This is a genomic window from Bombilactobacillus sp. ESL1202, assembly GCF_058107125.1.
In genome coordinates, this window is sequence record NZ_CM176590.1 from 377972 (window position 1) to 389763 (window position 11792).

The window sequence follows — 11792 nt, forward strand, 5'->3', positions numbered from 1 at the left end:
TCTTAACTAATTAATTTTAATCCATAAAAACTTCTTATTCAACAGTCACACTTTTAGCCAAATTCCGCGGTTGATCAACATCATTACCACGAGCTTTAGCCGTATAATAAGCTAATAGTTGTGCTGGAACAATTGCCACCAACACGTTTAATAATTCACTCAATTCACTAAAAACAATTTGGTCATCACTTTGCGCTAAATTAGCCTGACTAATCACTAATGGTTTAGCCCCACGACTTAAAACTTCTTGAACATTGCTTCGAGTATGCGCCGCCGTTTTTGCTTCCGTAATAAAAGCAATTACTGGCGTATCTTGTTCAATCAAAGCAATTGTGCCATGTTTCAATTCCCCAGCCGCAAAACCTTCAGCATGGACATAAGAAACTTCTTTTAATTTCAACGCCGCTTCTAAAGCCAAGTAATAACCATCACCGCGACCAATAAAGAAAGCAGCAGTTTGATTAGTTAAATAGTCTTGCGATAATTGGCTAATTTGTTCTTTTTCATCCACAATTGTTTGCATGCCGTTAGCGGCCAAAGCTAGTTGTTGTTGGACATCGAATTTCTTAGCTGCTGTTACTTGTTTAACCCGCCCTAAAGTTTGTGCCAAAATTGCTTCAACGGCAATTTGAGCAGTATAAGCTTTCGTAGAAGCAACGGCAATTTCAGGACCAGCATGTAATAACAATGTATAATCGGCTTCTCGCGACAAAGTTGAATCTGCCACATTCGTTAAAGTTAACACTGGATAACCTAAAGCTTTGACCTTAACTAAAACTTGGCGACTATCTGCTGTTTCACCACTCTGACTTAAAAATAAGAAAAATGGTTTGGCAGATAATTTGGGCAAATGATAGCCAAATTCACTTGCTACTGCTACTTCAACGGGAATATCACTTAAAGTTTCAAATAATTGCTTACCAATCAAACCAGCATGGTAGCTAGTACCAGCTGCCACAATATACAACCGATCACTCTGTTGTAATTGTTGTAACAAAGATGAATCAATCTGTGCTTGACCATCCACAAAATATTTTTCTACAATTCGATGCAATACCGCTGGTTGCTCGTCAATTTCCTTGAGCATATAACTATCATAAGTGCCCTTGGATAAATCATTAGCATCTAAGTTAACGCGATAAGTTGAACGTTGAATTACTTGTTGTTTGGTATCAAATAATTGGACATCAGTATCCGTAATAATTCCAGTTTCACCATCATGAATTTCCATAAAATCATGCGTTTGCTTTAACATGGCTAAAGCATCTGAACATAAATAATTAGCCCCTTGGCCAACACCAATTAGTAACGGACTCTTATTTTTAGCAAAGAAGATTTGCCCGGGAGCTTGTTGATCCATTAAAGCCAAAGCATAAGAGCCCTGCAGCAATTTGGTTGTTGCTTGTAAAGCTTGAATTGCCGTCAAATTTTGGGTTCGTGCAAAATAAGCAATTAATTGCACAATAACTTCGGTATCAGTAGCACTTTGAAATGTCACATCTGCTAAATACTGTTGTTTAAGTTCAGCACTATTATTTATCACACCATTATGCACCAAGTAAAAACGTTCGTCACTAGAAAATTGTGGGTGCGCATTGGCTTGTGACGGTTGACCATGAGTAGCCCAACGAGTATGACCAATTCCGGTTGTTCCCTGAGGATAGTCAGCGACAGCTTGTTCTAAATTAACAATTTTTCCTTGACGTTTACATAAATAAGCTTGTTGTTCTGCAGTTGTCAAATAAATTCCGGCCGAATCATAGCCCCGATATTCTAATTTTTTTAAACCTGATATTAAAATTGATTTGGTTTGTGTACTTCCAGCAACACCAACAATTCCGCACATAAATGTTTCTCCTTTAGAAAATTGGTATAGTCCTAATTTTATTTTTTAGTCTTCCTAGACGTTGATATCATAGTAATCTTATTTTAAAATGTCAAATTTTTCGAGTAATTGGTATAGTCCTAAGACAAAAAGTAAGTTTGCTTTTTAAAAAGTAAGCGTTTATGATTTGATTATGATTAGTTGTTTTTAAAAAAACATTAAAATTTGGAGTGAGTTTTTATGCCATTAGGAATCAAAATTATTTCGCAAAACTGTCAAGGCTTAGTCACAACTTTTGGAAAATATAAACGAAGCGTTGAACCAGGATTACATTTTTATCTACCAATGGTTCAAAAAATAACTTCTGTTAGTTTAGCCATGCAGCCAATTGAATTGCCACATTACGCGATTATTACTAGTGATAATGCTGAAGTATCAACCTCTGTTACTTTAAATTTTCATGTTACCGATGCCATCAAGTTTGAATATAATAATACTGATTCGGTTGAATCAATGGCTCAATTAGTTCGCGGACATTTACGCGATATCATTGGTCGCATGGATCTGAATGCCGCTTTAGGCTCAACGGCAAAAATTAATTTCGATTTAGCCAAGGCGATCGGTGACTTAACCAATACTTATGGCATCACCGTTGACCGAATTAATATTGATGAGTTATTACCCTCAAGTGAAATCCAAAAAGCAATGGATAAACAATTAACTGCCGATCGTGAAAGAATTGCGGCTATTGCCAAAGCTCAAGGTGAAGCCGAGTCAATTCGTTTAACTAATGAAGCACAAAATAATGCTTTAATTGCCACCGCCAAAGCTCAAGCCCAAGCAACAAAAACTAAGGCCGATGCTGAACAATATCGTATTGACACCATTCAAAATGGTTTAAACCAAGTTGATGAAAAATATTTTCAAAATCAATCAATTATTGCTTATCAACAACTAGCTAATTCTGAAACCAACGTAGTTGTCATCCCTAATGATCAAAGCTCAGCTTTTGGTCAAACTGCACTTTTAGCGCAGGCTATTAAAGCCCAAAAAACAACAACAAGACCAAAGCATGACAACGCCGAAGCCTAGAATCATCGGTACTTAACAAGTAAATTTACTGTTCTTCCAGATCAAAAAGTCACGATATTTTCTGTTGAAAATTTATCGTGACTTTTTATTTTATTTAGAAATTAATTTTTTAGCAGCGGCATTTTGTTTTTCATTAAGCCAGCAACAGTTAGCTACGTAGTTAAAGCGGCAAAGTAACCGCAATCGTTGTTCCTTGCCCTAGTTCGCTAGTTAAACTGATTTTGCCATTTAATGCTTCAACCGCCTGTTGTGTAATTGCTAATCCCAAACCAGTACCACTAATTTGACTATTTCGTGATTTATCAGCACGATAAAATCGTTCAAAAACATGCTCCTGATCCATTGGTGCAATACCAATACCGGTATCTTGAATTATAATTTGTAAATAGTTTTCGATTTCATTATGATTCAGCTTAATATTCACCTGTCCCTGAGGTTGATTATATTTAATGGCATTTGTAAGCAAATTCTGCAAAATTGTTGTTAATTCTGCGCTGGAAGTACTTACCCAAACATTACCTTGAAAATCAGTTGTTACCTGTAGCGCTAATTTTTGAATAAGAACTTGTTGGCCTTGAATAATTTTGGTGACCAATTCTTTTAAATTTAAGCGTTCAACCATTAATCTAGGCACTTGCTCTAATTTAACTAACTCCAACGCATCCTCAATTAAATCCAACAAGCGTTCTGATTCTTGCTGAATAATGCCAATAAACTCCGTATTTTTTTCGGGAATATCTTTAGCTCCATTTAATAGTGTATCTGCAAATCCCAAAATAGCGGTCACTGGCGTTTTTAATTCATGGCTAATATTAGTAATAAAATTTTGTTGTTGTTGTTCGAACTGGTGCACACTAGTTAAATTATACAAAATAACAATTACTTGCTGCTCAATTTGGTCCTGACGATGGGCAATCCGAATAACATTCGCATCAACCAAACAATTCGAGTCGCCAATTAATTGGATTTCTTGATGATGATTTTGACTTTTGCGTAAAGTGTGTTCAATCATGCGACTTAATTTATAAGTCTTAATATCTTCCACAAAAGGGTGAATTTCATCAGAAATATCTTTACCTAAGATAATTGTCATCGCCTGATTATGCAATAATACGTTACCATTTTGATCTAGCAGCATAATTCCTAGTGGTAAATGACGTAATAAGCTTTGAAATCTTTGACGTAATAAATTATTATTTTCTAATAATTCTCCCATCTGTTGGTCTAGCGAATTAACCGTTTTGATCAATTCTGTATAAGGTGTATTATCTAAGGCCATCAAAGAATCAGTTTGCTGATGTTGTTTGATCTGTTGCAACTTTTTAACCACAGCATGAATATAAATTCTTTGTTGGCGATAAGTTAAAATTTGACTAATTAGTAAAATTAAAAATAACAACCAATAGCCTAACGAAAAAATTAAAACCAAATTAGATTCCGTCCACACTGAACGATATTTTTTCACAATGACTTTTTGGCTAGTTACCGGTGTCGAGTCCAGTAAATAGAAAATATATTTATGATGACGATAGTTTTGAATACGATAAGCATTATTATTGTCTAACAAATCTTGGCTCAATAATTCATGAACTTGCTTTTGCAGAAGTGTCCGTGGTTGCTTTTGATCAGTGATAATCTGTAATTGATGATCATCAGCCCAGGAGGAAAAATATTTTTTACTGAGATCGCGTTTCAAAACCAAATAATCTTCTTTTAAAGCTGTAATATGATTAATTTGATCTTGTTTGTGAAATTGCACCATAATCAAAAGACAAAAACTATAAATCAGAACTCCTAAAATAGTCGTCCAAAAAATTGTCCGCCGTTGTCGTTTCATGTCAATCTCCTTAAATTGTTAGTCGATAGCCAAAACCACGAATCGTTTGTAAATATTGTGGTCGTTTAGGGTTTTGCTCAATTTTATCACGTAAATGGCTCACCTGAATATCAATTGCCCGCGAATCATGGAGATGCTCACTATTATCGTGCCACAGATGCTCCATTAACTGTTCACGAGTCAAAGTTCGATTAGCGTTACGATACAAATATTCAAATAATTTATACTCAGTTTTCGTTAACGCGACTGACTTTTGGTTAACCAAAACTTGAAAATTATCACGATCTAAAACAATCTCTTCAGTAGTATTTAAGGAGTTCTGACGCCGTAAAATAGCATTAATCCGGGCAATTAACTCTGACAAATTAAATGGCTTGGTAATATAATCATCTGCACCTAAATTCAGGCCTTGAACTTTCATTTGCGCGTCATCACGAGCAGTTAATAAAATAATGGGTAATAAATCACCTTGATGACGTAACTGTTCAATGACTTGTAAGCCATTAAAATTGGGTAACATTAAATCCAGTAGCATCAAATCAAAGTTTTCTGTAGCAACTTTTTGTAATGCCCGTTGCCCATCTGTCGCTGTTGTCACTGCAAAATCATTTTGCTCTAAGTTATACTTCAATAATTCAACAATCGCTCGTTCATCATCAACTACCAAAATTTTTTTCATAACTGATTTTCCTTTTAATCCTGACTACTCTGACCTAATTGCCATTGTAAATAAGCATTCATAAAGGGATCTAAATCACCGTCTAATACAGCTTGACCATTCCCAGTCTCATAATTAGTTCGATGATCTTTAACCATCGTGTAAGGATGGAAAACATACGATCTGATTTGTGATCCCCAACCAATTTCTAATTGTTCACCTTTTAAAGCGGCTTGTTTTTGAGCCTGCTGCTCCTGTTCTCGCTGATACAATTTGGCTCGTAACATATTCATTGCCGTTTCCCGATTTTGTAATTGTGAACGTTGGGCTTGCGAACTCGTTACAATTCCGGTTGGTAAATGGGTAATACGAACAGCTGAAGAAGTTTTATTAATATGTTGGCCCCCAGCTCCACTGGAACGAAAAACATCAATGCGCAAATCATCAGGATTAATTTCAACATTAATCGTTTGATCTAATTCCGGCATAATCTCTACCGAAGCAAATGAAGTGTGCCTGCGCCCCGCAGAATCAAAAGGCGAAATACGTACCAAACGATGAACTCCATGTTCGGAACGCAATAAACCGTAAGCATTGTGCCCATTAATTAATAAAGAAACACTTTTCAAACCAGCTTCATCACCGGCTTGATAGTCAGCAACTTCGATCGTAAAATCGTGCTGTTTAGCCCAACGTTCATACATTCTTAATAACATTGAACCCCAGTCTTGAGATTCAGTGCCGCCAGCTCCTGGATGAATTTCTAAAATAGCATTATGACTATCATACGGCTGATTTAACAACAATGTGGTTTCATAAGTTTGTAATTGCTGCTGTAATTGTTGCAAATCAACTACAGTATTGGTCCATAATTCTTGATCACTCGGATCTACTTGTAGTAACTCCACTGCAATCTGCAAATCCGCTAACTGCGAATTAAATTTCTGAAAATTATCGTACTTTTCTTTTAATTGATTAGTTTGACTAATCAATACTTGCGCTTGATTTTGATCCTGCCAAAAGCCGGGCTGCGCCATTTTATTTTCATTCAGAGCGATACTTTCTTGCAATTCATCTAAGTCAAAGAGACCCCCTAAATTGTTCAATTTTAGTTGCTGCTTGTTGTATACCATCTTTAATTTCTGAAATTTCCATAATTCTCCTCAATTTCTAAAAGAGCCAGGACAAAATTGTCCCGGCCACTTATATTTTCTAATAGCTGTCACTTTGACATAACGACTTAACGTTGGGCATTTTGGCGAATTTCTGCTTTCATAAATAACCGAGTTACATCGTATTCAATATCAGCAACCATGCTTTCAAACATCCGAAAACCTTCTTCTTGATATTCCACCAAAGGATTCATCTGTCCATAACCACGTAAACCAATTGATTGGCGTAACTGATCCATTTCATCAATGTGGTTGGTCCAATGCTCATCAACTACTCGTAAAATAACGACTTTTTGAAATTCTAACATTTGTTGTGGATCTTGAAGTTGCTGTTCTTTTTGCTGGTAATTATCCTGCACAAATTCTTTAAACATTTCATTCAATTCAGCAACCGATTTACCATCTAAGTCTGAGCGCTGTAATTGATTAGGACTGACCAAAACGGTGATAGCAAAATCATAAATCCCATCTAAATCCCAATCCTTTTGCTCTCCATAAGTTCGAGAATCAATGGCACTTTGAATAGTCCGCTGCATCATTGGTAACAAAACATCTTTTAAACTATTATCTTCAGTAATAACTTGCATCCGCTGTTTATAAATAACTTCACGTTGTTCGCGCATCACATCATCATACTGTAACGTATTTTTACGCGTATCATAGTTATTACCTTCAACCCGTTTTTGGGCAGATTCAACTTGACGCGTAATCATTCGACTTTGAATAATTGCATCGTCATCATCAATATTCATTGACTTCAAAAAGTTTTTAATCCGCTCAGAACCAAATCGCTTCATCAAATCATCTTCTAAAGACATATAAAAGATCGTTTCACCAGGGTCACCCTGTCTACCAGAACGTCCCCGTAACTGATTGTCAATTCTGCGTGATTCGTGCCGTTCAGTTCCAATAACACATAATCCACCAACTTCTTTGACGCCGGGTCCTAATTTAATATCAGTTCCCCGCCCAGCCATATTCGTAGCGATTGTTACCGCACCTTTTTGACCCGCACGGGAAATAATTTCAGCTTCTTTAGCATGATTTTTAGCATTCAAAACAGCATGCGGAATATTGGCTTTCGTCAATTGTTGGGACAAATATTCGGAAGTTTCAACTGCTACCGTCCCTACTAACAAAGGTTGTCCCTTAGCATGGCGTTTTTTGATATCTTCGATAACTGCTTTAAACTTATTTTTTAAAGTTGGATACAAAACATCAGGATAATCCACTCGAGCAATCGGCTTGTTCGTTGGAATTGTAATAACTTCCATGTTATAAATTTCCCGAAATTCTTCCTCTTCAGTTTTTGCGGTTCCTGTCATTCCGGATAATTTATCATACATTCTAAAAAAGTTTTGATAAGTGATATTGGCCATGGTTTTAGTTTCATCTTGAATAGGCACACCTTCTTTAGCTTCAATGGCTTGGTGTAATCCATCAGAAAACCGGCGGCCTTCCATTACCCGACCGGTAAAGGAATCCACAATCATAACTTTTTTATCAGCAACTACGTAATCTTTATCAAGTTCCATAATGTAGTTAGCCCGTAACGCTTGGTCAATATGATGATTTAACAAAGTATTATCAATATCATACAAATTCTTTAAAGCAAAAGTTCGTTCACCTTTTTTAATACCACTCTCAGTTAAACCAATCGTTTTCGTTGGCCAATCAATTTTATAATCGGCTTCATTTAATGATTTGACAAAACGATCAGCTCGTAGATAAAGTGCCGTTGATTGCTCCGCTTGACCGGAAATAATCAAGGGCGTTCTAGCTTCATCAATTAAAATTGAATCCACTTCATCGACAATCGCATAATTCAAAGGGCGTTGAACCATTTGTTCTTTATAAACCACCATATTATCACGTAAATAATCAAACCCTAACTCACTGTTAGTCGAATACGTGATATCACAATTATAAGCCGCACGTTTTTCTTCAGAATCCTTAGAATTTAAGTTTAAACCAACGCTTAAACCTAACCAATTATATAATTGTCCCATTTCTTCAGCATCACGTTGCGACAAATACTCGTTAACTGTAACAACATGAACACCCTTACCGGTCAAAGCATTTAAATAAACCGGTAATGTTGCCGTTAAAGTCTTACCTTCACCAGTTTTCATTTCTGCAATATTACCCTCATGTAAAGTAATACCACCAATTATTTGAACCCGAAAAGGATATAACCCCAAAACCCGTTTAGCAGCTTCTCTAGCAGTTGCAAAAGCTTCTGGTAATAAATCATCTAATGTCGTTTTTCCCTGGGCTAAAAGCTCTTGAAAAGCGGGCGTTTTAGCCTGTAATTCTTCATCCGAAAGTTTAGCGTATTCATCAGCGTAAGCTTCAACCTTATCGGCAATTTTGCCCATACGCTTGACTTCACGTTTATCACTTTCTACCCATTTTTTAATTGGATTTGTCATTTATTAAATCTCTCCTGTACTTTCAATCTGGTACATCTATAATATCTTATCATTTTCATAGCAATAATTAAACTCTAACTTAATTAACGAAAAAGGTGCTCGGAAGTTCAGATTCCGACCACCAATCAAAGCAAACATTAAAATCACATGATAGTACTACTCATCAGTTTCAATTAGACCATAACGACCATCATGCCGTTTGTAAACAATACTTGTACCATTAGTCTGAGCATCTTCAAAAACAAAAAAGTTATGTCCCAACATATCCATTTGTAAAACTGCTTCTTGCGCATCCATCGGCTTTAAGGACACCCGTTTTGTACGCACAATTGGTAAATCAGAGGTTTCCTCGACAACATCATCACTAGGACCAGTTAAATCAAAGTCTTTAATTCCCTTTTCCCGAGACTTACGATTAATCCGGGTTTTATATTTTCTAATTTGACGTTCCAACTTTTCAAAAACATCATCAATGCCCTTATACATATCTTTATCAGTTTTTTCCGCACGCAAAATCAAATAGGGTAACGGAATAGTAACTTCAACCTTTGAAGTTTTATTACTATAAACCTTTAAATTAACTCGAGCAATGGGATTATCAGCATCTTTAAAATATTTATTTAAATTATTTAACCGTTTATTAATATAATCCCGAATTGCATCTGTAACTTCAATATTTTCCCCACGAACATTAATTGTTAACATGAAGAACACCCCTTTCATCAATCTATTTGATCAATTATTTGGTTCAACTCCATTATAATTATTTTCCCGCTAAAAAGCCAATTATCTGGCCAAGGAAAATGAAGAAATTTCACCTTGAAAACCTGCTTGGCGTAAACAATCATATGCGTGTAAAATAGTTCTACCAGTTGTATAAATATCATCAACAATTAAAATTTGTTTTGCTTGTAAAATTGATTGATAGTCCCAATTAAAAGCTAGAAATTGTGGTGTTCTTAATCTTTCCGAGCGATTTTTTTGCGCTTGCGCCTGCTTAGTCGGCAATTTTACTAAAGCTGGTGTTAATGACACAACTTCTTGAAATAAACCGACTACTGGGTCAAATTGACGCTGCTGTAGATGTTCTTGAGAACTAGGAATATAAATCACAGGCGCTTGACAATGATGGAGTTTTTTCTTTAATAAATCTTGAAAACACAAACGTAATGCATAATCACCATAACGCTTATATCGTTTAAAATAATCATGCATTGCATCATTATATCTAAATAAGGCTTGATGTTTCAAATCTTGATAACCAAGTTGTTGCCATAATTGACAATCAGAACAAATTTTATTAGATCCCGGTTTAAAACATTTGGGACAAAATGGTGCCTGAATTAAAGTAAATTCTTGTAGACAACGTGAACAAATATTTTGCTGATCAATCAACTGTAATCCTAAAATTTGTAATGGTGTTAATTCAAACACAATCGGACTCTGGCACAGTAAACAGCGCTTAAGCATGATTTAAACGCTTAATCTGGTGAATAGCTTGCGCAATATTTTTAGTATAATGTTCCCCAAAAAACCAAACTTGATTATCACTATGTTCTGCACTGCGTCCCGCTCGTCCAGCAATTTGAACTAAAGCTTGCTGCGTAAAACGTTGGGAATCAGCATGCCAAACAATCACATCAATATTATTAAAGGTCACTCCTCTTTCCAAGACTGTTGTAGTCACTAAGGCCTGCCACTGCCCGTCACGAAAAGCTTGAACCTTACTTTGCCGAAAATTATCTTTAGCATGGACATAAGTTTGCTGTAAGTCAGGAAATTGTTGGTGCAACTTTTGTGAAAGGAATTCAGCTTGATGAATACTATCAACAAATAGTAAAAAACGTTGTTTGTTTTGAATTTGTCGTTGCAGTAACTGTCTTAACTGCCAATTAAACTTTTGTTTTGCATCTTTCAAGACAAAACAATATTTGGGCTCTGGTAAATCATGACCATGAAATCGACGACTCAAAACGCTATAAGATAAATGACCAGTTTTAATTTTGACCTGATATTCATGACTGGGAGTCGCCGTTAACGAGATGAAGGTATGTTGCGGTTTTAACGAATTTTTAACAGCCGTATGTAACATTGGATCATTGACATATGGATAAGAATCACATTCATCAAGGATCAATAGATCAAACGCCTGATAAAACTTTAACAATTGATGCACGGTACACACTAGTAATTGTGAATACGAATACTGATTTGCTCCTTGACCATGCAGTAAAGTTATCCCTACTGGACTAAAAGCTTGCTGTAAGCGTGGAAAAATTTCGTTACAGACATCAACCCGCGGTGCCACCCAAGCAATCCGTTCTCGCTTTAAAAGTGCCTGGCATAACATTGGAAACAACATTTCCGTTTTTCCACTACCTGTAACCGCCCACACCAAATGATCTTGTTGTTGTCGCTCTAATTGACACAATTTTTGAGCGATTTCATTTTGAGCTGGCGTCAATTGGCCCTGCCAAGTCATTGGTTGTTTAGGGGTAATAAAATGATTACTTTCTGGTACTGCTAATAGATAATCACGATTAGTTAAGCGGCCCAAAGCTAAACAAGCTGGACAATAATAGATATCGGTTGCTAAACTATATTTTTGACGATCATTGATTGTCTGACAACGTTGACAACAAAATCGTTTTGCATCAATTGATCGTAAAGCCGGTATTTTTCGTGCACTGGGATAATCTGGTCCGACAATTAATAAACGCCCTGACAATTGATCATTGTCCATCAAACTCGCCCCCTCAATCATTAATTACAATAA

9 protein-coding genes are annotated in these 11792 nt (G+C 36.0%); 1 reads left to right on the forward strand and 8 read right to left on the reverse strand.

All coding sequences use genetic code 11. From position 1 onward, the window contains the following. Positions 1-34: 34 nt before the first annotated feature. Positions 35-1846 carry a glutamine--fructose-6-phosphate transaminase (isomerizing) gene (glmS, locus tag AC3B7A_RS01850; RefSeq protein WP_489756054.1) on the reverse strand — a complete coding sequence of 604 codons (1812 nt, stop codon included), beginning with the start codon at positions 1844-1846 and terminating at the stop codon, positions 35-37. Between the two features lie 219 nt (positions 1847-2065). Between glmS and AC3B7A_RS01855 the strand changes: the two genes are divergently transcribed. Beyond that, entirely contained in the window at positions 2066-2917 is an 852-nt protein-coding gene (locus AC3B7A_RS01855) for an SPFH domain-containing protein (RefSeq protein WP_489756055.1), read from the forward strand. A gap of 160 nt (positions 2918-3077) precedes the next feature. Here AC3B7A_RS01855 and AC3B7A_RS01860 read toward each other — a convergent pair whose 3' ends face one another. The 7 genes from AC3B7A_RS01860 to AC3B7A_RS01890 all read right to left on the reverse strand — a co-directional run bounded on the left by AC3B7A_RS01860 (position 3078) and on the right by AC3B7A_RS01890 (position 11759). Continuing rightward, positions 3078-4754 (reverse strand): sensor histidine kinase, encoded by a 1677-nt coding sequence (locus AC3B7A_RS01860; RefSeq protein ID WP_489756056.1) that lies wholly within the window; start codon positions 4752-4754, stop codon positions 3078-3080. Positions 4755-4764: 10 nt separating this feature from the next. Then, a complete protein-coding gene (locus tag AC3B7A_RS01865; protein ID WP_489756057.1) occupies positions 4765-5433 on the reverse strand; it encodes a response regulator transcription factor in 669 nt (222 codons plus the stop codon). A gap of 14 nt (positions 5434-5447) precedes the next feature. Next, positions 5448-6567, reverse strand: a protein-coding gene (gene prfB, locus AC3B7A_RS01870; RefSeq protein ID WP_489756058.1) for a peptide chain release factor 2 whose coding sequence is annotated in 2 segments (ribosomal slippage) — positions 5448-6494 and positions 6496-6567 — 1119 coding nt in all. Because the reading frame shifts where the segments join, the coding sequence is not laid out codon by codon here. A gap of 85 nt (positions 6568-6652) precedes the next feature. Beyond that, on the reverse strand, positions 6653-9016 hold the full coding sequence (gene secA, locus AC3B7A_RS01875) for a preprotein translocase subunit SecA (RefSeq protein ID WP_489756059.1): 2364 nt from the start codon (positions 9014-9016) through the stop codon (positions 6653-6655). A gap of 156 nt (positions 9017-9172) precedes the next feature. Next, positions 9173-9721 (reverse strand): ribosome hibernation-promoting factor, HPF/YfiA family, encoded by a 549-nt coding sequence (gene hpf, locus AC3B7A_RS01880; protein ID WP_489756060.1) that lies wholly within the window; start codon positions 9719-9721, stop codon positions 9173-9175. 81 nt (positions 9722-9802) lie between these two features. Further along, positions 9803-10450 (reverse strand): ComF family protein, encoded by a 648-nt coding sequence (locus tag AC3B7A_RS01885; RefSeq protein ID WP_489756061.1) that lies wholly within the window; start codon positions 10448-10450, stop codon positions 9803-9805. 28 nt (positions 10451-10478) lie between these two features. After that, positions 10479-11759, reverse strand: a complete 1281-nt coding sequence (locus AC3B7A_RS01890) for a DEAD/DEAH box helicase family protein (protein WP_489756062.1) — start codon at positions 11757-11759, stop codon at positions 10479-10481. Positions 11760-11792 lie beyond the last annotated feature (33 nt).

Excerpts from the sequence above, each read along its gene's own strand:
- secA (WP_489756059.1), bottom strand. The coding sequence starts at position 9,016 with ATGACAAATCCAATTAAAAAATGGGTAGAAAGTGATAAACGTGAAGTC.
- AC3B7A_RS01860 (WP_489756056.1), bottom strand. The coding sequence starts at position 4,754 with ATGAAACGACAACGGCGGACAATTTTTTGGACGACTATTTTAGGAGTT.
- AC3B7A_RS01865 (WP_489756057.1), bottom strand. The coding sequence starts at position 5,433 with ATGAAAAAAATTTTGGTAGTTGATGATGAACGAGCGATTGTTGAATTA.
- AC3B7A_RS01890 (WP_489756062.1), bottom strand. The coding sequence starts at position 11,759 with ATGGACAATGATCAATTGTCAGGGCGTTTATTAATTGTCGGACCAGAT.
- AC3B7A_RS01855 (WP_489756055.1), top strand. The coding sequence starts at position 2,066 with ATGCCATTAGGAATCAAAATTATTTCGCAAAACTGTCAAGGCTTAGTC.
- glmS (WP_489756054.1), bottom strand. The coding sequence starts at position 1,846 with ATGTGCGGAATTGTTGGTGTTGCTGGAAGTACACAAACCAAATCAATT.
- hpf (WP_489756060.1), bottom strand. The coding sequence starts at position 9,721 with ATGTTAACAATTAATGTTCGTGGGGAAAATATTGAAGTTACAGATGCA.